This is a genomic window from Bacillus salitolerans, from assembly GCF_042680805.1.
In the GTDB taxonomy this organism is placed as follows: domain Bacteria; phylum Bacillota; class Bacilli; order Bacillales; family SA4; genus Bacillus_CJ; species Bacillus_CJ salitolerans.
This window is the reverse complement of record NZ_JBHUEM010000015.1, coordinates 38,736-62,768: the sequence shown is the minus strand read 5'-3', so window position 1 is coordinate 62,768 and position 24,033 is coordinate 38,736. Positions and strand designations below refer to the sequence as shown.

Here is a 24,033-nt window from a genome sequence, read left to right as displayed (position 1 = left end):
TAAATGAAGATAGTTGGAGAATGAAACATAGATCAACGATATTTGAGCAGCAAAGTGTTTCAAATTAATGAGCAGAAATTGTGTCATTCTACTTGACGGTCACATCATATTATATCTCAATCCAAGTTGCATAATTAATTGGGATTCATTCAATAGAAATGGATTTCTTTTTATCGCCTTATAATCACCTATAAGAAAGGCAATTCCGTACAGACTAAGGAGAATATGAATCCATGCAACTATTGCATTCCAGTGATGGAGCAAAAAAGAGAGACCTACCCCTTCTAGAACTAATGCAGATACAAGGGCAATCAATAATCCTGTGTAGCCTGTATCCTTATATATTGTGAATTCTTCAACATTTCTATTATTAGATTGTTTATCTGCTTTAGTGAAAAGGTAATAGATTACAAGTATCTCCCGTGCAATAATAGTTGCGATTATCTTATTCTTAAACTGTCGATGTACAACTTCTCTCAATTTATCATCTACTTTCATGTTAGAAGGCAGAGCTTTATATTTTTTAACAAATGTAATAATTCTATATAATCCAATACTGACTATAACAAGTTCAAGTAAATAAATGATTTCGATCGGGATATTCATATACACCTCTCCTTAGAAGGTTCATATGTTGCTACTAATAGGAAGAATAAGTCAATCCATTTTCTTACACTCGTTTAAGTATTCGAAGTGGAAACCACGATGTCGTACAGTTTCTTTAAAATCGCATGATATTGGATAATATCTTGCTCTGGTAGTTTTAATAAATATTTCTCTATGACGGATTGATCAATTCTACTTAATTCTTCAAAAAAAGCTCTTCCTTTATTGTCTAGCAGAACAAACGTTTCACGTCTATTATTTTTATTTACTTCTCTCTTTACATATCTTTTTTGTTCTAATTTTTTCACAAACTGACTGGCTGCACTAGGTGTAACACCAAGAATTTCTGCAATTTCATTCATAGTGGGATTTTCTTTTTTGTGTGCAAGTTGAAGGATGATAGTGTGCTTTGATGTTAGTTCATAATTTTGTAGAACGTTTTGATATTGTTTAACAAAAACCATTTGGATTTGCTCGGAAATCTCGTGAGTTTCTAACAGTAGTTTCATTAAATCCAATTTACTCGACCTCTTCCCCGCAAATATTGTAGTTAACTTAACTATTAAGTGTACTTAATTTAAGAATATCACGAAAGTAATCCATATTACAAAATCAATTATGACAAAAAAAGGAACTCTCTAATTGTTAGAAAGCTCCTTTTTCTTGGAAATTTCTTATCCAAATGTTTTTATAATCGACTTTACCCCAAGCATTAAGCATAATTCCGCTTAACGAGTTACTATGTTTTAGCGTTTGCTTCACATGATATAGACATAAATAGCTTCGATTTTCTTGAAGAATTACTTGTAGTTGATACAAATATTCCAATCTATTTTCAATTCTCTCATCTTTTTTACAAAGTGAAACAAAATGGTCTACGTATTTTCTATAATCGTCATGTAAATGATTATAAATAAACCCATTTCTATCAGTAAACATTTCAATTAGTGAAACATCAGCTATTGCACCAAGTACTTCCCCTGCAGCTATCATATCCGCTTTCATAATTACATGTGGATCTGAGAGCTGATTTATTGGGAGGATAACAACTTTTACTTTAACACCGATTTGGAATAATCGTTCTTTTAACCAATATGCATTTCTTTCATTTGATGGCATTTCGTATGTATATAATGTTAGCTCCTCACCATTGTAGGATGATGATTCAGCAAGGATCGCCGCTACATTATATTCATCAGATTGGCTTTGAATAACATTTAAACTAATAGAAGGAAAAAAACAATGTGCTATTATTCCGTTGATGTGGTTGTCTTGAATCATATCCTCTCTACTTATACATAAATCAATTGCCTTTCGTAACAATGGGTCTTGTAGTGGACCTTTTATTCTAAGATTAAAGGTTAGATACGTACATCCTTGTTCTATATTTTCAACTTGCGTGTATGTTTCTCTACTCACAGGTAATTCACCATAATATATATCATCCTGTTCAAGCCTCCTTAGTACTTTTTGTTCCTGATAATTTGGCCAAACCCACATCTCTATTCTATCTAAGTGAGGTCTTCCTTCAAAATAATGATCATGCGCTTCCAATACTAATATTGAATCATTGTTTTCGACCATTTTGAATGGACCAGAACCAACAGGTTGAACTGTGAAAGGATGTGATGTATTTAAATCCATATAGTCTTTTGGGATAATCGAACAACGAACATTGCATAAATAATGTAAAAATAATACATTAGGCTCGTTTAAAGTAAATTCAATAATGGTTGTACTTATTTTTTCGATATTTTTTATTGTTCGTCTTATTTCATCAAAATGTGACTCATTTATTATTCTATTAAAGGTGAATTCAACATCCTCAGTAGTTAATACTTTCCCATGGTGAAACTTTACACCCTTTCGAATATAAAAACGCCATTTTGTTTTAGTATGATTACACTCCCAAAAATAGCTCAGCTGCGAGGTTATTTCCTCCGTTCGCTCATCATAAGTGACAAGTGTATTAAAGACTTGATTGACTAGATGGGCTTCTGTTCTTCGGTGAACAAAAGTTGGATCTAATTCTAATACAGGTCGATAAAATGGTAATCTTAATGTATCCATATCGTTATCAACTTGTTGAAAGCCAATGTGGCGATATAGCCATTCTGAGAACTCAAATTTTACAGCACCAATATCATGGGTATCAATAAGCTTCCAAGCTTCGTCAATATGTCCCTTTAGAACAAACTGTTTAGCTCTATCAATAACCAGATCTTGAACAGGCTGTAAAAAAGTAAGAGAAGAAGGATTTCCTCTGCCTTTCCCGGGACTCCATTCAATTAACCCTTTCTCCTTCATTTTATTAAATTGTAATTGTACATTTCTTCGAGTGCACTCCATCACTTCTAAAAGATCATCCATTCTTACAGTAAAGCTTTCACCAATTCTATATGAACTAAAGTGCTTCCTAATTTTTATATAATAATAATCTGAATTCATATGTACTCCCCATAAAAGGCGAAATGTACCATTTAAACCTTTCGCTTTTTCTTCCTCTTTTCTAAAAGTATAATTTTCCTCATCGTACTAGTAAAGAGGAGAGTGATTGAAATGTTATGGATTGAAAAAAAACAACCATCATCTATATCCTTGCGATCTAGACCATCTATTTGGAAGAATGTAAATTTTATCATATTATTACTATCTGGATCTATTATGACGTTTGGAAGTAAAATTTATGAACTAGCCTTACCCCTTATTCTTTATCAGTTTACTCATTCGGCTGTAACTATGTCTACGATGAGGGGAATAGAATTTCTTCCCAATCTGTTTCTCGCTATGTTTATTGGTGTTTTTGTAGATCGCGCTGATAAAAAACGGTGGACATTATGGAGTATTTTCTTACAGATTATCCTATTAATTATTTTGTACCTTTCAGTTCAATATGGAAAACCATCACCTATATTGTTCTATATATGCGGATTTTTGCTTATGACGTTTAACTATGCATTCATTAATGCTAGGATGAGTATTGTTAAGCAAGCTTTACCAACAAGTATGCTAACATCTGCAAATGCATCCTTTAACTTCGTTCATACTTTTATTGGGATTATGGGACCCGCTCTAACCGGGCTAATCCTTATGTTGTCTAGCCTATATACAGGACTACTCATAACAGTAATTGCTTTTTCAATCTCCTTTTTCATTTTATTATTACTAAAAACAGAAGCAGAACAATCGGTTCAAAAAAAAGAAGGATTTTGGAGAGAGTTAAAGGAAGGTTGGATTGAGCTATATCGAAATAAAGCTCTTTGGCTCATAACCCTTGCTGTTATTTTTATTAATTCTACAGCAGGAATGGTAGATACGACTGTTATCTTCTTTGCCAAAGATGTATTAGACCTCTCTAATGCAGAGTTAGGATTGGTTTTGTCATCAGCTGGACTTGGGGGATTAATCGGTAGTTTCTTTATTGGAAAAGTACGTAATTATTTTGGGACTGGTGCAATCGTTACAATAACAACTTTACTGATCGGCTTCAGCTACTTCATTTTATTTATGGCTTCATCTTCCTTTATTTTAGCTATCGGCCTTTTCTTTAATGGATTATTAAGTACGATTTGCAGTGTTAGTATTTGGACTTACCGTCAAGAATCCACTCCACATCACCTAATCGGAAGAATTAGTGGAATTACTGGATCTGTATTTAAATTAAGTATGCCATTTGCCATTTTCTCTGCTGGCTGGATTTCAGAGCTAATAAATCCATCACACGTTTTTATGCTTGCCTTTATAGGAAATGTTATGATTTTTGTATGTTGTAGATTTAGTAGGCTTTGGGGAAAGTAAATAACCTTTTTTTACACATTTAATTATGTTATGGAACTTAATTGGTAACAATATAATTAAGTCTGTTAGAAGGAGGGATTTGCATGAGTTTAGAATGGTTTCATCGTATGGAAAATGCGACAAGATTAGGTCTCCCAGACCTTTGTGAAACTTTTGATGATTTTGAAATTATGTTTGACACAAATACGACAACCTTTCATCCAGAATTTGTGTTTTCTATTCAAACATTAGACGATGTAGAAGAGTTCTGTATCGTTAATTTTGACCCAAATAACCAAGAGTTTTATTCTTTTTATTTTCACGAAGAAGCTAACATTCAATCAAAGGTGATATTTGGTGATGTTGACGAATTATTAGGGTTTGTTCATGCATCTTTCCATGAATACGTTGGAGATATTGATGAAGAAGATTTATTTGAACAGGATATGGATGATTTAGATGAGGGATTGAGTGAAGAAACATTATTATATGGCGATGACCAAGAGATTGAATACGAGGAACTTGTTCATTCTGATGAAGATGACTTGGAGGAACTAAAAGAACAAGTAGAATGGATCTCAAATGATAAGCACATTCATATTGAAGATGAAGATCGCGATCAATACAGTATTCATTTAAAGCTAGGTAAAGATATTGAAACTGGTGATGGTGTATTATATAGACATACAATTATGAAGCATGACGACCAAGACATAGAAGATGAAATGATCTTTTATTTTAAAGAAGATGAAGCCTCCTATATTGCAGATTTACTCAATGAATATCTAGGACAGCGCAGTCACTAAAAAAATCCCCTGGCACTTTTGTGCCAGGGGATTTTTATCATTTTCCTGTTTTAGTATCCGTAACCACCATATCCATATCCACCAGTACCGGCACCGCCAATATAGCCACCAGCACCAACAATGATTAATAGGATAAATAGAACAACAATTAACGCAAAGCCTGCACCTGCATATCCTGCTCCACTCATCTTCTTCACCTCCTGTCTGTTTCAATACAGAGTATGTAAACAACATCAGAAACGTTTGGGTTTTAGGCAAAAAACATTTGGGCCTCTCACAATTAGGCGAATGCCCTCTCACTCTAAACAAACTTACATATAATGTAGGAAAACGTACAGGAGGTGACATATATGTACGGCTGTGGATATGGTTATGGTGCACCAGTTGGTGGTTATGGCTGGGGTAATTCATTTGTTTTAATCGTTGTGTTGTTCATTTTATTAATTATTGTAGGGGCTGCATGGTTATAAATAGGAAATAGTTGTTTTATTGATCTAAAAAGGAACTTACTTTATTTGAGTAGACTAATAAAACCAAAAACAGACCCGTAGAAGGGTCTGTTTATATTGTTCGTTTCATTACACTTTTTGAACGTTTGTCGCTTGAGGTCCACGCTGACCATTTTCAATATCAAAAGTCACTTCTTGACCTTCATCTAGCGATTTAAAACCTTCTCCCTGAATTGCAGAAAAGTGAACGAACACATCTTCTCCACCTTCACGCTCAATAAAACCAAATCCTTTTTCACTGTTAAACCATTTAACTTTACCACGTTCCATTTAATACTTCCTCCTAGCAATGTTCAAAAGTCGCAAATATCTTTGCTTGCTTATTATGTCCAGTGATATGTTAAATTAAACCTATAAAATTTTTATCGTAAAATAAAATTACTTGTAAACATTTTCATCTAAAACAAGCATTTACAATCAATGTTAACTAATAAAAAGAACATATAATTCTATTTGGTAAGAAAGAGAACCAATGGATCTCCCCATTGATTACTTTATATTGCATGATTTATCCCTATTATTTTTTCTAATTCGTTACCGTGTACCTTTAAATTTAACAGAGTGGAACTGATTGCTGATAGTTATCCATCATTGAATCTGATCCAGAAACATTTGTCGTTTGTATTTCTGATTTTAGTTTACACCGGATGTTCATTTTCTTTAAAGCCGGTATCTTTTCTAGTCACCATCTAAATCAATACCAGTCATTTACAACTTTCCGTGCTAGTTTATACCATATCAACCAAACGACTTTACCTCTTAAACCATGTATTACATCTTATTTAAAGTATCTGTCAATATTGGAACGATTTGTTTTTTGCGTGATACAACTCCTGTTAATAATGCCTTGTTGTGTTCAAGTGTTACATTATACGCCTTTTCCACCGCTTCCGTATTATTACCTAGTGCTAAAGCGATCGAATTGCTATTTAAAATATCCGTTACGACAAATAAGAATAAGTTTAGATCTTTTTCATTTATAACGTTTGTTATTGCTTCCTCTAGCTCTTTTTGACGTCCCATTACATCATTTGTATCCACAGCATTTACTTGTGCTATTTCCACCTTATAATTTCCCATTTGGAATTCTTTCGCATCAAGTGTAATCAATTCTTCAATCGATGTTTGGCTTAAATCAGCCCCAGCCTTTAACATAGCGAGTCCATAGCTATCTACATCCACCTCAGCTATTTCAGCTAATTCACGGGCAGCAGCTACATCTTGCTGTGTACATGTTGGAGATTTAAATAGTAATGAATCTGAAATAATAGCTGATAGCATTAATCCTGCAATATCCTTATTAATCTCAACCCCATTTTCCTTATAGAGTTTGTTTAGGATTGTAGCTGTACATCCTACAGGCTCTGCACGATAATACAAAGGATCACTTGTTTCAAAATTAGCGATACGATGGTGATCAATTACTTCCAAAACTCGAACGCTGTCGATATCACTTACACTTTGCTGACGTTCATTATGGTCAACTAAGATGACTCCATTTACCTCATTTGCTGCTGTCTCAATTAATCGAGGTGCATTGACGTTAAAATAATCTAACGCATACTGTGTTTCTCCATTAATATTTCCAAGACGGACAGGCTCAGCATGTAATCCTAGCTTAGTTTTTAATTCCGAATAAGCAATAGCAGAACAAATTGAATCTGTATCTGGATTTTTATGTCCGAAAACAAGAACTTTTTCCATAACCCTACTCCTTACATTATGTAATAATGGATTTATTCATTATGTATGTTAATCCACATTCTATTTTACACTACATATTCTATATAGAAAAAGATAATCGTATAAAAAACATATAAAAGAACTACTCATTATTAACATCATTCATTTCTGCATGCTCATTAAAATAAGTATTATCGGTAGTTGCATATTTAACAGCTTGTAAACTCTTGTCTTTTTCAATTCCAAAATATTTCTCTAAATTATGGTCCATTTGATTCGTCGTGTTTTCCTTATTCATCCTTATCACCTCGCATTTATACTATTATTCCCCGACTATTTTTTAGTACGTTTGTCCTCTTTATACCCTCATTATCAGTATTAGTGTAATAGAAAAACCCGTACAGAACGGCACGAGTTTATTTATGTTGGTTCTATTATATTAATACCTTACTTGTTAAAAAATGAAGGAATTACTCCTTTGGCGAATTCATAATCAAAGGCTAATGTAAAAATTAGTAATGCAATTAGAAATGCTATCGTTATACCTAATAAATGTTCTTCTAATGCTTTTATAACCTTTTTGTTCATTTGAACATTCCCTCGCAATATATCTAATACCTATTCATTTAAAGGAGATGAAGATGAACAAGTGCAGGTGGGTTTTGCCACGAAAGAAATAGTATTTCTACAAGTATATTTTCTAGGATAGAAGCACATACCATTAATCTTCCATAAACTGCCGAGCATAATAGAGGGATTCTTCATCCAAACCGTATTTATCCTTAATCGCATCTAGTTGTTCACGACGTGATTCTTCTATCACCTGAAAGGATCCTGAAATATTATGTGTTTTATCCTTTTCCTCCATGTGCTGATATGCCTCCTTTTTTCATCGTATGACAAAGGTTTAATCATAAAATAGTATTCCCTCTAATTAAGAAATTAACCTTAATTATGTAATTCGATAGCAGAACAATAGGCTCAGGGCGCCCTTTTAGCCTATGGCAGAGCAAATGTTCCTAAATGATAAAAATGGTGCTTTTCCCCTTTTTCTCATTTAGAGTTATTTGACCTCGAGTGGCTGGGTGCTGGAGCTGGATTCCAAGTCACTAGCCGATTCTCTTGCTGAAAACTTTTATACTTTCCAAATAATTAAGAAAAACGAACCTACTAAATGAATGTAGGTTCGTTTTTTTATACTACTATGTAAGTCCCATTTTACCGTAACCGATATAGAAACCCTGAACTTACCTCAGGTGGATCACCGCAATCTGATCTTCCGTAATCTCTTTTAAAAGGAGCGAAACTTCAAAGCAGATAATAATTGGCATTCCGTATCTATATTTTGTTCAGTTTCTATAATAGTCACTAGTAAAACAGGATGGTAAAAGTTACGAATATTTAATAAGGGAGTGTTAGCTAATAATAGCTTACATCTAGGATTATAAAGGTTTTCCACTTCTCATTCACTAGTAAATAGAAGGGATTATTAGTAATCTGTTCCAAGATTATTCTATTGAAGAACAAAAGGATCAGCGCGCCCCAGTTAGCCGCTGGCGGGCTGGGCGCTGTTGCTGGATTACTACGCACATCACTCCGCTATCATTTTTTTGTTTCCTAAACAATAAAAATAGGCAGGAGCTAAGCCTGCCTTTCTATTATGCTGGTGCATCAACTTCTAAATCGTCAATTCGTTTTTCTAAATACTGGGAATCCTTTCTTGCATTAAAACGCTCTGCTTTTTCAACAGTAACTGTTATATTATAATCTGGTATACCAGCGTATTTTTCATAACGTCCTCTTGGTAACAAGAAGTTTCCTTCTGGAAAATGCACTTCTAAGTTTCCTTTTGCAATATCTACAAATTTAGCCTTTCCTTGGAATACACCAAAACCATTGTAAACTACAATCGCTTCTCCCTCAGAAATGCTCAACTTCTTTGCATCCTCTTTATTCATAAGAACATCGTAGCGGTCTGCTCCATTAAATGGGTCAGTCTCTTTGTAAACCATAGAGTTAAATTGTTTTCCACGACGTGATGTAACAACAAACTGCCCTTCCTTTTTTCCAAGGTCTGGGATCTCAACTGATATTAAATTTCCTCTTCCATCAGGTGTAGGACATACGCCTCCTTCACACAACCATGCTCCCCCCCATTGGAATACGTCACCTTGTTTCTTTAAGTCTTGAATTCCATCATAATCGGGATTTGCAATAGCTATTTCATTGCGAATGTCTTGACCCGTTTTAAAATCCACTAAATGAGCCGTGTCTGGTTTTACTCGTTTAGCCAGATCAATATAAATTTTCCACTCTGCACGTGCTTCTTTGATTTCATTTTTATTCCCTTCAATTTCAGGTGAAAAATATACCATTCGTTCTGTAGATGTAGAAGTCCCTCCGTCTTCTTGTTCATATCTAGTTTTAGCAGGAAGGACAATGACAGCTTCTTTTGCATCCACAAGAGTGGATGTATTTAAAATGATGTCTTGATGAACTCTTATGTCAAGTTCAGATAGTGCTTTTTCAACAAAATGTGGATCAGGCATTGTTTCTAAGAAATTTCCTCCTGATAGATAATAGAGTTTGATTTTACGTTCATGATCTTGTGGTAGTACTATATTCTCAAGTGTCACACCAACAATATCTCCTTGCCACTTTCCAATCTCAAAACCCCAAAGTTTCTCGATACGATTAATATTCCCAGCATCAAAACCACCACCAGGTAATACAAATGGGTCCGCTCCCATTTCACCAGCACCCTGTACAGATGAATGACCACGGAATGGCATCAAACCATTATTTTTACGACCTATATAACCACGTAATAGTGCTAGGTTGGCAACTTGAGATATATTATCAGTAGCAAAGGAATGCATCGTTAAGCCTAGTGCCCATGCAAATACGGCATTTTTACTTTTAGCTAATAATTCTGCTAATTCCACAATTCGTTCATGTGTTATTCCAGACGACTTCATGATATTATCCCAGCTTTGTTTTTGAACCGTATTTTTTAATTCATCATATCCATTCACATGTTCTTGAACAAATTTATGGTTTATAGCAGAACCATGCTGCTTCTCTTCCATTTCAAACCAGTGTTTCATGATTCCGTGCATAAATGCTATATCTCCACCAATATTTACTTGGTAAAAGTCATCAGCAATCTTCGTTCCAAACAATGCTGACTCCATATTTGAAGGAATCCAGTATTTATCCATCGCAGGCTCACTGTATGGATTTACTACAATGATTTTTGTTCCCCGTTTCTTTGCTTCTAACATATATTTTGTTGATACAGGTGAAGCGTTAGATGCTACACTTCCCCAGAATAGAAGTACATCAGTTCCGAACCAGTCCTGGTAGTTCGCGGTTGATGCACCAACACCAATTGAACGCTTAAGAGCAGTTTTACTTGGCGAGTGACAAATACGAGATGCGTTATCAATGTTGTTAGTCCCTAAGAAACGAGCAACTTTTCCAGCTACATAATACGATTCGTTTGTGATCCCTCTAGAAGTTAAATAAAATGCATATTGCTTTGGATCTAGCTTCTTCATCTTATTTGCAATCATATCCATGGCTTCATCCCATGAAATTCGAGAAAATTTTCTTTCTCCCTTACGTCTTATTAGTGGGTACGGAATTCGTCCCAATTTTCTTAGCTCTGTACTATCGTATTTACGTAATTCATCAATATCTGCATGAATGACTTCTTCCTTTATTGCAGGCATCGTATTTAATCGAAGGACATTTAATCTTGTTGTACACATATGAGGTCCCTTCAGAGTTTGGTCATACAGTCCCGAAACCCCCAATGCACATCCATCACATACGCCTTGTGTGATAATTCTTGTGGCATATCCTAAATTATCCTTATTATCCCAGGCAATTTTCATGGTGTCTCGAAAATGTTGTGGCTTTACCTTCCCTAACCCAAACGGAATCGGACTAACCCAGTGTTTTGGCTGAAGTGCTTTCGTTGCTTTAATAGGTCCCTGGTGTTTTGTTTGTCCCATTTGATTCACTCCTAATCTATTAAACAAGTTTATTTACTTTAATTTATTCAAATAGTTAGAAAAACTAGACTAACGATAAATCCGTTGATTTAACGATAGTCTAATTTTTCTTATGAAAATAATGAAGAAAGCGTTTTCACTATTCACTATATACTATATTTTCGGAAGATATCCTTTTTTCTTGTTATAATTTATAAATATGATGATGTTTAGACATTAAAGAAAACTCATGATCCATTGTATAATAGGAATAAATTACAAGCCAAAAAAATAAAAAACCACCGATTTCCCTCTCCAACAACTGTTAGGAAGTTATACGGTGGTTAGTCTTTAACAGGTTCGCTGTCAAGTGCCATACCTTAATTTTATTTTGAGAATTTTTCTTGAATGTTCTGATCGAAAACAAATATGGACATTCCAAAATCTCGGTCTATATCTATATCTACAAATAGTTCCAAAAATTTACAGCCCAGAAACTCTTCCATTTCATTCGGAGGGTTCTTTCGGTACATTTCTTTCACCATTTCTGTCCTTGCAGCTCGTAGTGCTTGTTTTCCTTCATCCGCACTAGCGATAAATTTCTCTACAGGAGAGAGATTTCCTTCCATCTCACAGATCGCCCAATTTTTGCAAAAAGTGGTCGTTATTTTGCTCGGTCCTTTTCCCATATGCTTCTTTCGAAAGGAGCGAACGAGATTACTAAATTCCGCTTCGTACTTGTTCATGTTACCCTCCTACCTATTAGAGGCTATGCATGATTGGTATTGTACCACACCTATTATTAAGAATAAAGTTTTTTATCCGGCTAATGTACTCGAAGTGTTTGTTGCTTCGTTTTGTTTTCGTAGTTTATGAATATCACGTCGTATTAAAAGTGATACAATTAAGGCAATTACAAAGAGACCTGCAAAGAATGACAAGCTTCCTGCGTAACTACCTGTTGTATCTTTCACCCATGCAGCAAACATAGGTCCCGCCAAGCCTGCTGCTGCCCAAGCAGTTAATATATAGCCATGGATCGCACCGAGTTGTTTTGTCCCAAATAGATCTCCAATGTATGCAGGAATCGAAGCAAATCCTCCACCATAACATGTATATACAACCGCTAACATAACTTGGAATAATAGGGCTGCAGATGTGTGTGGTAATAAAAAGAATAATACAATTTGTAAAGCAAAGAACGTTGTATAAGTGTTAGGTCTTCCAATGTAGTCAGAAATGGAAGCCCATCCAATTCGTCCGAATCCATTAAATAAACCTAAAATACCTACAAGCGCAGCGGCTTCGGCAGTTGATAAACCAATACTCTCCTGTGCTAATGGTTTTGCAGCTGATAGAATTGCTATACCACAAGTTACATTTATGAATAACATAATCCATAAGTACCAAAATCTTGACGTTTTAACTGCCTCATTTGCTGTTAACTGTGATAAGTCTGTCTTAATTTTTGATTTCCCTGATTGAAGCTTTTCTTTAAATCCAGCTGGTACCCAGCCCTCTTCAGGCTTTTCTAAATATAGGGATGATAAAACCATAACTGCTAAATATGATACTCCAAGAATATAAAAGGTGTTTGCCGTTCCAACAGATTTAATTAAGGAATCCATAATTGGACTACTAATTGCAGCTGCGAATCCAAATCCCATTATAGCAAGACCTGTTGCAAGTCCCCTCCGATCAGGGAACCACTTTACTAGTGTAGAGACTGGAGCAATATACCCTACACCAAGTCCAATCCCACCAAGGACACCATAAGTGATGTATAGCAATGGTAATGAACCTAGTTTTACAGCTAACCCAGATCCGATAATACCTGCCCCAAAGAAAGCTGCTGCTAATAGACCTGCTTTTTTAGGTCCATGTTTTTCAACAAAGTGACCTAAGAATGCAGCAGATAATCCTAAAAATAAAATAGCTAAGCTAAAAGTAAATTGTACTTGACTCGCAGACCAATTAAACTCCTCCATTAGCGGAGTTGTAAAGTTACTCCATGCATATACGGATCCGATGGAAATATGAATTCCAACTGCCGACGCAGCTATGAGCCAACGATTTTTTGTTTTTTTCACAGATTTTCCCCCTTAGTGTTTCTAACAGTACAATTTGTTCATATTGTTTGTTCGTAAAGCTATTGTTTTCGTGTAAAATAATAAAAACCGTCAACCTTACTTAAAATGCATGGTAAAGAACATACACTTTAAGCTAGATTGACGGTTAGTTTCAAGCAGGAAACGCTACTATCGGACCAACAGTTAATCGCTTTCAATTATTTACAACAATTTAATCCGAAGACAGGATCGCTATCACGAATCAAAATGTTACAAGTTTTTGAACTTTTGTAAAAATATTAACACGTCCTTTTTCAATGTGCAATATTAATTTATTACTTTTTATAATGATTATCAATTAGGAATGATAGTATATCTTTAAAAAAGGTAAATGTTTATTACTTGTCTATTAAATCATTATGTGTTTATATTTTTAGTAATCTAAGATAATGGGTGATTATGATGATACCTAACATGAGTAAAAGCTATAAAATAACAAAATATAAAAATGGACAGCTCGAAGAATTGGATGATATGGTCGTTACTGAATTCCCCTTAACGGTGTTTATCAATAATAAAGAATTTGCAACGATGGTTTGTACCCCAACTCACTTCGAAGAAATGGTCATTGGATTTTTAGCGTCTGAAGGAGTGATTCGCTTCCGAGATGAGATAAAATCCATGTCCATTGATGAAGGTCGAGGCTATGCATATATTGACTTATTTACAGAAGTAACGACTAGTCAGCAGTATTATTCAAAACGTTTTATCGGGTCATGTTGCGGAAAGAGTCGACAGTTTTATTTCCACAACGATGCGAGAACAGCTAAAACATCAACAGCCACAACTACTGTTACTCCAGCACAATGCATACAATTAATGAAACTCATGCAAGAGGGAAGTCTTGTTTTTCAAGAAACTGGCGGTGTCCACAACGCAGCATTATGTACACCGGATGAGATTATCGTAAGTAGAACAGATATCGGAAGACATAATGCCCTCGATAAATTATATGGATATAGTTTATTAAATCGTATATCCGTACGTGATAAGATTATCGTTTTCAGTGGACGGATCTCATCTGAGGTTCTTGTAAAAGCAGCAAAAATTGGTGTAGGAATTGTTTTATCAAAATCCGCACCTACAGACTTAGCCATAAAGCTCGCCGACGATTTAAATATAACAGCAGTTGGGTTTATCCGAGGAAGCTCATTTAATGTATATTCTCATCCTGAGCGAATTGTTCAAGGATAAAGGATTAGTGGAAGGAGGCTTTTAGAAATGACATCAAAAAAAGATGTATATGACCAATTAAATCGCCCCCTTCGTGATTTGCGTATCTCTGTCACGGATCGGTGTAATTTTCGCTGCACGTACTGTATGCCTGCTGAGTTATTCGGTCCTGATTATCCATTTTTAAAAAAAGATGAGTTACTCTCATTTGAAGAAATTGAACGTTTAACAAAGATTTTCGTCCAATCTCTAGGCGTCAAAAAGATTCGTATAACAGGCGGGGAACCTCTTATGAGAAGCAATCTACCAGACTTACTATCAAAGATAAGCTCAATTGACGGGATTGAAGACATTGCAATGACCACAAATGGGTCACTACTTCCAAAGTATGCAAAGACTTTAAAAGAAGCTGGTCTTCATAGAGTGTCTATTAGTTTAGATTCATTAAACGATGATGTTTTTGGCAGAATTAATGGTAAAGGGGTTTCCGTTCAAACTGTTTTAGATGGAATTGATGCAGCACATGAAGCTGGGCTACTAGTAAAAATCAACATGGTAGTAAAACGCGGGATGAATGAGGATGAAATTATTCCTATGGCGAAGTTCTTCCGGGAAAAAGGACATATATTACGCTTTATTGAATTTATGGATGTAGGAAATACAAACAAGTGGAGATTTGATGATGTATATCCGAAGAAACAAATCATTCAAGATATTCATGAAGTCATGCCACTAGAACCAATTGATCCAAATTATACGGGTGAAGTTGCTTCTAGATATAGATATAAAAATTCAGAAGTGGAAATTGGTGTAATATCATCTGTTTCAGACGCATTTTGTTCAACCTGTAATCGTGCAAGAATCTCTGCAAAAGGGACTCTTTATACGTGTTTATTTGCATCAAATGGTCATGATTTACGTACACCAATTAGAGCCAATGATACAGATGAACAACTTTCATCACTTCTTGAAACTATATGGTTTCATCGAACTGACCAATATTCTGTAGAGCGGAGCGATGTAACGATAAAGAAACATAAAATCGAAATGTCTCATATCGGAGGCTGAGGAGGGCAAGAATTTTGAGTCCATGTAACATTGACCATTCTCTTGAAGATGTACAAAACAAGCTGGTTGAACAATTACCTTTTTTACCAGAAACTCTTGCCCAAAGATGCAAGTTATTTCTTACTACCCAAATAAATCAGCACCAACTAAATGAATTATTTCATTTGTTGAAGAAGTATGACTTATCGACAGATGAAGAACAAATAGTACGGAACAGAAAAATTGAAGAATTAGTTGAACAACTACTATATTAGAATAACAAAATGCGAGAGAATGTTCTTTAATGAAGAAAAGGGGGTGACCTTTCTCATTTATCATTACCGATTATTTGACCTCTAGGGCTGGGCGCTGGAGCCGGATTCGTACGAACATCACTCAGCTATCCACAAATGATGCGCTTAATAGTATCCTAAACAATAACAATAGGCATAACTTTAATTAAAGTTATGCCTATATTATGTACAATTTTCTATCCCCCACTAACTGGCGGTATGAGTGCTACAACATCCCCTGATCTAATGATATCATCCTTTACTGCATATTCTTCGTTTATTGATACCATAATATGATCTATATCAGACAACGAGTATTCTTTCACTACTTTCTCTAGCAAGCTTTTAACAGTTAGTTGATCTTCTTGTACCTCTATATTACCTACTCCTACTTGGTCTTTTAGATGGGCGAAAAATAATACTTTAATCATCAATATCCTCCTTTTCAGGATAACCTTTTGGGTAAGATTTTGTTTCCAATTGATTTCCTATCCACTTTTCACCATCTTCCCAATGTTCTTTTTTCCAAATTGGAACGATTTCTTTAATTCGCTCGATAGCATACTCATTCGCCTCATATGCATCTTTCCGATGTGGAGTGGAAACTGCAATTACAACTGCAATATCAGAGATTGTAAGTCGACCAATACGATGGGTAATGGCTACGCTTGCTTCCGTCCATTTTTTTTTGATTTCTACTCCAATTTGTTCTAGTTTTTTTTCAGCCATAGGCACATATGCCTCATATTCTAAAAATAGTGTTTTCTTCCCTTTTGTCATCTCCCGTACTGTACCAATAAAGGTTGTAATGGCACCAACATTTCTACCAACTACCTTATCTATGATTTCTTGTGTTTGAATCGGTTGGTCAATCACTTCAAATAATTTCAATGTCATTTCATCCCCCTCATTTTTTCAGTTACTAATCGTAAATATGTGGCTTCATCATCGCCTCTTATATAATATGGAAAAGGATTGGGTTCATCTCCTGGATAGGCAAAAGTTGAAATCACGCAAATGATATTAGTGAGGGATTTCATGAGTTCAACATCCTCTGCATCATTAATCATTACAACCTTTGGATATGATTCGCTTTTATAACCTTCTATAATGATAGAATCCAATTCAAACGATTCAAATATATTGATGATAGAGGATAGGTTCCATTTTGTATCAGTTGCAGTCAATTGTATTGTTCCGTTACCTTCGACTGCAACTACTTTAGCACCCGCAGATCGATGCTTCTCACTATCTTTATCATCATCTCCAAGATATGGGATCCCGCCATGACCATGATGCTTAATAACCCCCACTGTTTTGCCTTCTTCTGTTAGCATTTTTGTAAGTTGACTTATTAACGTTGTTTTCCCACTATTTTGGTAACCTACCACCTGGATAATTCGCTCTTTTAGCTCCAAGGCCATTCACACCCCACGTCATCTTCAAGCAATAAAACATTTACCTTCATCCCCTTCTCATACCCTCGTGTTCCCCCGGGTAAAACCATTAATGCATTTGCATTCGCTAAAGATGAAACTGCATTAGATTTATCAAAACCACTAGGTTTCACAACAAGATGCCCATCTTGAATGGTAACCGTACTTCGTACAAGTCTTGTAAATGGGTTTGGCTTTGGATAATCCGCTTGAAGGATTGCCTGCGCCTTATTTAAGTGAGGTTCTTGGCTAAACAGTAGAGTACGTACAGCAGGTCGTGCAAACAATTCAAAACCGACATAACAAGCAGAAGGATTACCTGACAAACCAAATAATAACTTGCCATTCCATTCAGCTACTGTTGTTACACTTCCAGGTCTCATCGCAACTTTATTGAATAATACATTTGCCCCTAGCTTTTTGTAGATATCAGGTAAATAATCATAGTCACCTACTGATACCCCCCCTGTAGTGATGAGTATATCCACTCGGTCAAGGGCATCTAATAATGAATTATAACTAACCTCAAAATTATCTGGGAGTATCCCATAGTACGCAGCTTCGGCACCACTTCTCTCAATCTGGGCACAAACCATATATGAATTACTATTTCGTATTTTTCCTGGCTGAAGAGGTTCGTTAACATTTAACAATTCCGTACCTGTGGCAAAAACACCTATCATCGGTTTTTTTGCAACCTTAACTTCTGAATAACCGAATGTAGCTAAAAGTGCTTGTACGCCTGGATTTATTTTCGTGCCCTTTTTAACCAGTACCGTTCCTACTTTTGTATCCTCACCTTCTAAGGAAATATTATCTCCAGGTAAAAAGGAACGGTTTATGGAAAAATATTTCTTTTGTTCTTGTTCGAATTCTTTTGTTAATTCAAGCATAACAACAGCGTTGCATCCCTTTGGCAATTGAGCACCTGTCATGATACGAACCGCTTGGTTAGATCCTACCTCTTTATTAGATACATAGCCTGCACCAATCACATCAATCACTTCAAACACAATTGGATTGTTTATATTCGCCTCTCTACTGTCCTCTGCTCTAATAGCATAACCATCATATGGTGAACGATCAAACGGTGGTACGTTATGAGTAGCAACTACATCTTCAGCTAGGAAATGACCATAAGCTTTTGATATTGGGATTACCACCACTTCTCCTTGTCTTGTAAAATTCATAACTCGCCTTACTGCATCACTTATTGATATTGGCTTTCGAATTTCTACCATCCTATTCAACTCCAAAAAGTATTCATACAAGTAATGTAGCATACCTTTCCACATAATTCATGCTCTACACTCTATAAAAGTTTGAACGAAAACCAACATTTAAATGCCCATATTTATTAGGTAAAGCTTCCCTATTGCTATCCGTTGCATATTAATAATTGACTAAATTAGAGAGGGCTGACGAAAATGGAAATTAAAACACTAGCATGGCATGAAACTTTAGAACTACATGAAATTACGGTCTTTAATTCAATAGGTTTAATGAAAATGAAAGAGGCTCTAAATCAAATAACTGATACAAAACTCAAAAAGATTTATGAATCAACGATCAATAGTATAGAACTTAGTATTAAAGAATTATTACAGTTTTACCCTCATGCTCCCATGCCAGGTCAATCAAGTGAATATCGTTTAGATAATAGTTTTTATGCGGGTGATTTACTTGCATTTTTAAAATCAGGTGTCAGAAACTACTCAGTTGCCATTACGGAAACAGCATCTCCACAGTTACGTACCGTATTAACAAAGCAGCTTAACACATTGATAAAAGCTCATGAGCAAATTTTTCTTTATATGTATGAGAAAGGACTTTATCCTTCATATAACTTAAATAAACTCCTACAAGGGGATGTATCGCTCGCCCAGAAAGCACTATCTATGTGACATGCTAGTAGAAGTTGAAGAGCTTACTACTTTGCTCTTCGACTTTTAATTCTATATGGATAATTCCTACATAAACAATATAAAATATTGTTACGATAACAAAATGAAAGGATTGTTTTATTCATGAAAAATGAAGACCATGTAACGAATTCCTTTATTTACATTTCAAACGACCAGCATTTAATTAATGAACATAACCATGTTGCTACTGGCTTACCTAATGGAAAATCTGAGGAAAAGATATCTACAAATGAAGATACCGTTAATGAACAAAGAGTGATGGATGCTCGTTTCCGTATTGATCTTCATAAATTTTAATTCAGTAATTAAATAAGAGGGGGCTGTTCAATAATTTTTTTGAGTATAAAAAAATCGTCCTATCTAGTAAAAATGTAAGTGACCAAACCCACATTTTAGAAAGGCCGATTTTTTAGGGACTTATCGGACAGCCCCTTCTTTCTATTTTAAGTATTCAAGTAATAGCTCATGAACCTCATTATCTAGTTTTTCAGCAAGCGTTGCATCATACGTTTTTTTATACTTTGGTAGTTGGACTACTTTCCCTCCATAGAACATAGCGTCTTCTACCTCAGTAATTTCAATAGTTATGACTCTATATTTCATTGTTTTTTCAATAATCTCAGACACAGATGCTTTTCCCTTTATGGAATAATACGTGTCTACTGCAAGTACTCCTAACGTGACGTTTGGATTTTTTTCTAGATTTGAGATACTAGAACCTTTATGTCCTACAGCTATCGCTATTTTTTTTCCGTCTTCGCTTGGTAGAAGCCAAGAAACCGCACTTACCTGTGCTTCATTTTCAGCGGTAACGGTAATGAGAGATACAATTACCTCTTTCCTCAAATCATCAATTAATAGTTGAGGTAAAGTATCGAACGTCTTTGCCATCAATAACACTCCTTATTTAGGATTTAATAAGTATTTTCCTATTATAATGTACCCTAACTAAACAGAAAAAAACAAATGGTTGGATTTTAATAACTAGTACTTGACGAGATTTGATGACTTCCTCGATAACATTGACAAGTAACTAAATGGTCGTTGACCATTCCTGTTGCTTGCATAAATGCATAGCAAATAGTACTGCCTACAAATTTAAATCCTCGTTTCTTTAAATCTTTGCTTAAGCGTTCACTTATTGGTGTTGAACTTGGAACCTCTTTTAAGGTATGGAAGTGATTTTGAATCGGTTTTCCATCTACAAAAGACCAAATATAATCCCGAAAAGAACCATACTCCTCAATAACTGTAAAGTAAGCCTTTGCATTTGTTCTAACAGCATTAATCTTTAAACGATTCCGGACGATGCCTTTATTTTTCATAAGCTCATCTATCTTCTGATCGTTATAATGAATAATTTTCGAAGGATCAAAATTGTCAAAAGCTTTTCTGTAGTTCTCTCTCTTTTTAAGAATTGTATACCAGCTAAGTCCCGCTTGTGCTCCTTCTAAATTCAAATATTCAAACAATAGCTGGTCATCAAAAACGGGAACCCCCCACTCATTATCGTGGTATTCTAAATATAAAGGATCTTCATTAACCCACGTACATCTATCCACTTTTGCTCCTCCAAATGTTCAACTTATGTACAATTTTATACATTTTTATGAACCTTTTATTCTTTTATTATAAAGTCCTTTTTCAAAGATTTGAAGGAAAATGCCTAAAACAAAACAAACGGGACTTTACGAAATATCCAAAGCCCCGTCCATTATTTAAAACTTAACCCTGATAGCTTCTAATTCTTCACCTAATTTCTTTGCTAATTCGAGCATACCGAATTTATTTGCCACTTTTTCTGCATCTGGATTATAATTTGTGTTTGTATTTACATCGTATGTAAAAATTTCACCATCTCTGTTTCTTATAAACTCAATACCCGCTACTTTTATTTGATTTTCAGCAAGAAAACTTTCATATAACTTAATGATTGGATCATCAAATCCTTCAATAATTTGAAATTTTGGCTTTTCTTCTTTTACTTCACCAACTGGACAAAATAAGTCACCAATTTGGCAAGCTTCAGCTGGACAAAGCTCAAAACCATCAGATGTATCTACTCGTACTGCATAATGAAACTTACCACCAATAAACTCACACCGTGTTATGGAATGATCTGGTGACTGTATATATTCCTGGATAAGAGTAATTCCATCAACTGGTTCTTCAAACGTTTCTCCTAGAATGTAATCTTGCAAACTATTATAATGATCAAAAAGTTGAACACCAAGTCCTTTTCCTGCTCGATTATGCTTAGTAATTATTTGTTTAAATTCAAAGGACTTAGCTGCCTCGAGTATCTGCTCTCTCCCTGTAGCTGCAACTGTTTTAGGAGTCTGAATTCCCTGTTTATTCAGCGCTAAATATTGTAACACTTTGTTTAGTTCAAGTTGCAGTGCCCGACTCCCATTCCAGACAGTCCTTCCATAGAACTCTAACCAACTTAATAATCCTGTCGTAATTTCTGGAGCATAGCGATGACCTCTAGTATGAGAAGATGCACTCATTCGATTGTAAAAGATCCCTTGTGGTGGGGTCGTTGTCAAATCAACCTTCCCTTCTGCCATATGCCATTCCTCATATGGTAAACCAAGTTCATTCAAACGTCTTGTTAAATGAACGGTCCAATCGTTGTTTTCGTGTATGATATAAATTTTCTCCATTTTAGCATTCCCTTCAAATTGATTTCATTCCTCTTCTTTGAACACAAAACTGAATCATTTCGTCAGCAACTTACTTGATTCTACCACTATCGTCATTACTAGCAAATCGTTCCATTTCCTCATACTGGGGGTGTAGCTTGCAGTAACAGATGTGACAATCATACTGGTCATCTTCTGAAATTCTTTCAATTTGTGCTAGTGTTCCAAATAAATTTTGTCTTAGTCCACGGTTAGATAATGAATAATTGTATAGTTTTATGTCCCTTTCGCAAGTGGGAGTTATTAACAAAATCATTATAACTGCATACTCAATAGTTTCTTTTACATCAGTAATTCTAGCCTGATTTTTTTGCTTTCTTTCTATCTTTAAATTAAAGTAAACTTACCATAAAACTCGGGATTATACAAAAACCCCCCTAATGATTTAGTATATAAAGAAATAATACACCTATATTAAAAAGGGGTCTCATTACGCCAAACCGGTAATTTAACTGTAACAGTGGTTCCTTTTGCCTCTTCACTGTGTACTTCCAGTGTTCCATTGTGCTGTTCAACAATTCGATAACTCGTCATTAATCCAAGACCAGTTCCCTTTTCCTTGGTCGAATAGAAAGGTTCACCTAACTTACCTATTCGTTGTTTTGGAATTCCTATACCGTTGTCCATTATTGAAATAGAAATATTTTGTTCACATTGAGTTATTTCTATATAGATAGTCCCTTTTGATTGAATGGCATCTAATCCATTTTGAATAATGTTTAAAAAAACTTGCTTGAGGGCATTGGGATCTCCGTCAATAGAGGAAATGGTTGATTTTACGTCAACAACAATTTCCTTATTACTAAATAAAGCTTGTGATTCAAGTAGTTGAACAACCTGCTCAACAATCTGATCAACAAAAATTGACTTTCTCTTTTCATGATGTGGCTTTGCCATAACTAAAAATTCTGTAATTATCTCTTCGACTCTATTAAGTTCAGTAAGTACTATTTCTAAGTATTTGTTTGAAATGCTCTCTTTATCAAGGGAGAACAACTGGACAAATCCTTTTATAGATGTAAGAGGATTTCGTATTTCATGTGCAACTGCTGCTGCCAATTGACCTACTATTGCCAGTTTTTCGGACTTTCTAAGCATCTCATCCGTCATCTTACGTTGCTGTATGTCTCTTGAAACAGTTATTAATTCGCTAACTACTTTTGTATGTTCATTAATAACTGCTTTCACAGCTGTTTCTATCCAAACATATTCTCCTACTTTTGTTTTTATTCGGTATGTAAAAAGACCATTATTACCATTTCTCAATAATTGTTCATGGACCTTATTCACACTAAATCTATCTTCTGGATGGATATAATCATAGGGGGACTTGCCTACCAATTCATATGGGTTGTAACCTAAAATGGTTTTGACTGAAGGAGAAACATATAAGAATGTCCCGTCCACTGCGTGCAAATTTATCATATCGGAGGAATGCTCGGCTAACAACCTATACTTAGTCTCACTTTGTCGTAGCGAATGTTCCATTTCTTTTTTCTCAGTTATATCCATCACTTGTGCCAACAAACAACACTCTCCGGTATGTGGATCTTCAATTTTGGAAACATGAAGTAACCCCCATAAAATCAATCCAGATTTATGAATATACCTTTTTTCAATCTGATATTCTTTTCTCATTCCATTTAATATTTCTAGATATAACTGAAAATCAAGATGATAGTCTTCTGGATGAGATACGTCTTCTACTGTTAGTGTTCTCCATTCTTCTTTTTTATATCCAATAAATTCATAGAATGCATCGTTAGCTTCCAATTCCATGGAATCTTTATAACTAACTATTTGTGGTACTCGGGACTGATAGAAAAATTGTTTAAATAAAGATAGACTATTCATATACTCCCACCGTTCATAGCAAATATCTATATGAGTATAATAACACGATTTGTTCAAACAAATAATTGTAATTATTATATAATTGATATCTA

The 24,033-nt window shown here is 35.0% G+C and carries 27 protein-coding genes and 1 pseudogene; 8 read left to right on the top strand and 20 right to left on the bottom strand.

Annotated features, from left to right (window positions below):
• Window positions 1-99: 99 nt before the first annotated feature.
• The 3 genes from ACFSCX_RS11105 to ACFSCX_RS11095 all read right to left on the bottom strand — a co-directional run bounded on the left by ACFSCX_RS11105 (window position 100) and on the right by ACFSCX_RS11095 (window position 3,054).
• Window positions 100-606 (bottom strand): hypothetical protein, encoded by a 507-nt coding sequence (locus ACFSCX_RS11105; protein ID WP_377928296.1) that lies wholly within the window; start codon window positions 604-606, stop codon window positions 100-102.
• A 74-nt stretch (window positions 607-680) separates the two neighbouring features.
• Window positions 681-1,115, bottom strand: coding sequence for a MarR family winged helix-turn-helix transcriptional regulator (locus tag ACFSCX_RS11100; RefSeq protein WP_377928298.1), 435 nt, complete (start codon window positions 1,113-1,115; stop codon window positions 681-683).
• 136 nt (window positions 1,116-1,251) lie between these two features.
• Window positions 1,252-3,054 carry an ABC transporter substrate-binding protein gene (locus ACFSCX_RS11095; RefSeq protein WP_377928295.1) on the bottom strand — a complete coding sequence of 601 codons (1,803 nt, stop codon included), beginning with the start codon at window positions 3,052-3,054 and terminating at the stop codon, window positions 1,252-1,254.
• Between the two features lie 111 nt (window positions 3,055-3,165).
• On the opposite strand from ACFSCX_RS11095, the gene ACFSCX_RS11090 reads away from it, so the two are divergent.
• Window positions 3,166-4,404, top strand: a complete 1,239-nt coding sequence (locus ACFSCX_RS11090; protein WP_377928294.1) for an MFS transporter — start codon at window positions 3,166-3,168, stop codon at window positions 4,402-4,404.
• A gap of 83 nt (window positions 4,405-4,487) precedes the next feature.
• The gene (locus tag ACFSCX_RS11085; protein WP_377928293.1) at window positions 4,488-5,189 is read left to right on the top strand and encodes a hypothetical protein; all 702 of its coding nucleotides are present in this window, start codon (window positions 4,488-4,490) and stop codon (window positions 5,187-5,189) included.
• A gap of 110 nt (window positions 5,190-5,299) precedes the next feature.
• Here ACFSCX_RS11085 and ACFSCX_RS11080 read toward each other — a convergent pair.
• A pseudogene (locus ACFSCX_RS11080) lies at window positions 5,300-5,377 on the bottom strand (YjcZ family sporulation protein); the annotation flags it as partial.
• 162 nt (window positions 5,378-5,539) lie between these two features.
• Between ACFSCX_RS11080 and ACFSCX_RS11075 the strand changes: the two are divergent.
• Window positions 5,540-5,659, top strand: coding sequence for a YjcZ family sporulation protein (locus ACFSCX_RS11075; RefSeq protein WP_377928292.1), 120 nt, complete (start codon window positions 5,540-5,542; stop codon window positions 5,657-5,659).
• 108 nt (window positions 5,660-5,767) lie between these two features.
• Here ACFSCX_RS11075 and ACFSCX_RS11070 read toward each other — a convergent pair whose 3' ends face one another.
• The 8 genes from ACFSCX_RS11070 to ACFSCX_RS11035 all read right to left on the bottom strand — a co-directional run bounded on the left by ACFSCX_RS11070 (window position 5,768) and on the right by ACFSCX_RS11035 (window position 13,469).
• Complete coding sequence (locus tag ACFSCX_RS11070) at window positions 5,768-5,968, bottom strand: cold-shock protein (RefSeq protein ID WP_377928291.1); 201 nt, start codon at window positions 5,966-5,968, stop codon at window positions 5,768-5,770.
• A gap of 501 nt (window positions 5,969-6,469) precedes the next feature.
• Entirely contained in the window at window positions 6,470-7,402 is a 933-nt protein-coding gene (locus tag ACFSCX_RS11065; RefSeq protein ID WP_377928290.1) for a manganese-dependent inorganic pyrophosphatase, read from the bottom strand.
• Window positions 7,403-7,523: 121 nt separating this feature from the next.
• Window positions 7,524-7,679 (bottom strand): hypothetical protein, encoded by a 156-nt coding sequence (locus ACFSCX_RS11060; protein ID WP_377928289.1) that lies wholly within the window; start codon window positions 7,677-7,679, stop codon window positions 7,524-7,526.
• Window positions 7,680-7,828: 149 nt separating this feature from the next.
• Window positions 7,829-7,969, bottom strand: a complete 141-nt coding sequence (locus ACFSCX_RS11055) for a hypothetical protein (RefSeq protein WP_377928288.1) — start codon at window positions 7,967-7,969, stop codon at window positions 7,829-7,831.
• Between the two features lie 133 nt (window positions 7,970-8,102).
• Entirely contained in the window at window positions 8,103-8,249 is a 147-nt protein-coding gene (locus ACFSCX_RS11050; RefSeq protein ID WP_377928287.1) for a hypothetical protein, read from the bottom strand.
• A 790-nt stretch (window positions 8,250-9,039) separates the two neighbouring features.
• Window positions 9,040-11,400, bottom strand: coding sequence for an FdhF/YdeP family oxidoreductase (locus ACFSCX_RS11045; RefSeq protein ID WP_377928286.1), 2,361 nt, complete (start codon window positions 11,398-11,400; stop codon window positions 9,040-9,042).
• Window positions 11,401-11,765: 365 nt separating this feature from the next.
• Window positions 11,766-12,125 (bottom strand): Na-translocating system protein MpsC family protein, encoded by a 360-nt coding sequence (locus ACFSCX_RS11040; RefSeq protein WP_377928285.1) that lies wholly within the window; start codon window positions 12,123-12,125, stop codon window positions 11,766-11,768.
• A 72-nt stretch (window positions 12,126-12,197) separates the two neighbouring features.
• The gene (locus tag ACFSCX_RS11035) at window positions 12,198-13,469 is read right to left on the bottom strand and encodes an L-lactate MFS transporter (RefSeq protein WP_377928284.1); all 1,272 of its coding nucleotides are present in this window, start codon (window positions 13,467-13,469) and stop codon (window positions 12,198-12,200) included.
• Window positions 13,470-13,910: 441 nt separating this feature from the next.
• On the opposite strand from ACFSCX_RS11035, the gene fdhD reads away from it, so the two are divergent.
• Genes fdhD through ACFSCX_RS11020 form a run of 3 tightly spaced genes read left to right on the top strand, consistent with a single transcriptional unit; the run spans window position 13,911 to window position 16,003 of the window.
• Window positions 13,911-14,702, top strand: coding sequence for a formate dehydrogenase accessory sulfurtransferase FdhD (fdhD, locus tag ACFSCX_RS11030; RefSeq protein ID WP_377928283.1), 792 nt, complete (start codon window positions 13,911-13,913; stop codon window positions 14,700-14,702).
• A gap of 27 nt (window positions 14,703-14,729) precedes the next feature.
• On the top strand, window positions 14,730-15,749 hold the full coding sequence (moaA, locus tag ACFSCX_RS11025; protein ID WP_377928282.1) for a GTP 3',8-cyclase MoaA: 1,020 nt from the start codon (window positions 14,730-14,732) through the stop codon (window positions 15,747-15,749).
• 14 nt (window positions 15,750-15,763) lie between these two features.
• The gene (locus ACFSCX_RS11020; protein ID WP_377928281.1) at window positions 15,764-16,003 is read left to right on the top strand and encodes a hypothetical protein; all 240 of its coding nucleotides are present in this window, start codon (window positions 15,764-15,766) and stop codon (window positions 16,001-16,003) included.
• A 215-nt stretch (window positions 16,004-16,218) separates the two neighbouring features.
• Here the strand turns inward: ACFSCX_RS11020 and moaD are convergent, their stop codons facing one another.
• The 4 genes from moaD to ACFSCX_RS11000 are packed head-to-tail and all read right to left on the bottom strand — an operon-like array spanning window position 16,219 to window position 18,698.
• Window positions 16,219-16,452 carry a molybdopterin converting factor subunit 1 gene (moaD, locus tag ACFSCX_RS11015; RefSeq protein WP_377928280.1) on the bottom strand — a complete coding sequence of 78 codons (234 nt, stop codon included), beginning with the start codon at window positions 16,450-16,452 and terminating at the stop codon, window positions 16,219-16,221.
• Entirely contained in the window at window positions 16,445-16,918 is a 474-nt protein-coding gene (locus ACFSCX_RS11010; RefSeq protein WP_377928279.1) for a molybdenum cofactor biosynthesis protein MoaE, read from the bottom strand. The genes moaD and ACFSCX_RS11010 overlap by 8 nt, the downstream gene beginning before the upstream one ends.
• Window positions 16,915-17,439: a molybdopterin-guanine dinucleotide biosynthesis protein B gene (mobB, locus tag ACFSCX_RS11005; RefSeq protein WP_377928278.1), complete on the bottom strand. Its 525-nt coding sequence runs from the start codon at window positions 17,437-17,439 to the stop codon at window positions 16,915-16,917. Before mobB ends, ACFSCX_RS11010 begins: the two co-directional genes overlap by 4 nt.
• Window positions 17,430-18,698, bottom strand: a complete 1,269-nt coding sequence (locus ACFSCX_RS11000; RefSeq protein WP_377928277.1) for a molybdopterin molybdotransferase MoeA — start codon at window positions 18,696-18,698, stop codon at window positions 17,430-17,432. Before ACFSCX_RS11000 ends, mobB begins: the two co-directional genes overlap by 10 nt.
• Before the next feature lie 186 nt (window positions 18,699-18,884).
• Between ACFSCX_RS11000 and ACFSCX_RS10995 the strand changes: the two genes are divergently transcribed.
• Together ACFSCX_RS10995 and ACFSCX_RS10990 are read left to right on the top strand one after the other, a co-directional pair.
• The gene (locus tag ACFSCX_RS10995) at window positions 18,885-19,361 is read left to right on the top strand and encodes a spore coat protein (RefSeq protein ID WP_377928276.1); all 477 of its coding nucleotides are present in this window, start codon (window positions 18,885-18,887) and stop codon (window positions 19,359-19,361) included.
• 123 nt (window positions 19,362-19,484) lie between these two features.
• Window positions 19,485-19,679, top strand: a complete 195-nt coding sequence (locus ACFSCX_RS10990) for a hypothetical protein (RefSeq protein ID WP_377928275.1) — start codon at window positions 19,485-19,487, stop codon at window positions 19,677-19,679.
• Between the two features lie 141 nt (window positions 19,680-19,820).
• On the opposite strand, the gene ACFSCX_RS10985 is transcribed toward ACFSCX_RS10990, so the two are convergent.
• The 4 genes from ACFSCX_RS10985 to ACFSCX_RS10970 form a co-directional block, all read right to left on the bottom strand.
• Window positions 19,821-20,273 (bottom strand): pyridoxamine 5'-phosphate oxidase family protein, encoded by a 453-nt coding sequence (locus ACFSCX_RS10985; protein ID WP_377928274.1) that lies wholly within the window; start codon window positions 20,271-20,273, stop codon window positions 19,821-19,823.
• A gap of 86 nt (window positions 20,274-20,359) precedes the next feature.
• Window positions 20,360-20,944, bottom strand: a complete 585-nt coding sequence (locus tag ACFSCX_RS10980) for a DNA-3-methyladenine glycosylase I (protein WP_377928273.1) — start codon at window positions 20,942-20,944, stop codon at window positions 20,360-20,362.
• 156 nt (window positions 20,945-21,100) lie between these two features.
• On the bottom strand, window positions 21,101-22,048 hold the full coding sequence (locus ACFSCX_RS10975; protein WP_377928271.1) for an ATP-grasp domain-containing protein: 948 nt from the start codon (window positions 22,046-22,048) through the stop codon (window positions 21,101-21,103).
• 453 nt (window positions 22,049-22,501) lie between these two features.
• The gene (locus tag ACFSCX_RS10970) at window positions 22,502-23,941 is read right to left on the bottom strand and encodes a PAS domain S-box protein (RefSeq protein WP_377928270.1); all 1,440 of its coding nucleotides are present in this window, start codon (window positions 23,939-23,941) and stop codon (window positions 22,502-22,504) included.
• Between the last annotated feature and the right edge of the window lie 92 nt (window positions 23,942-24,033).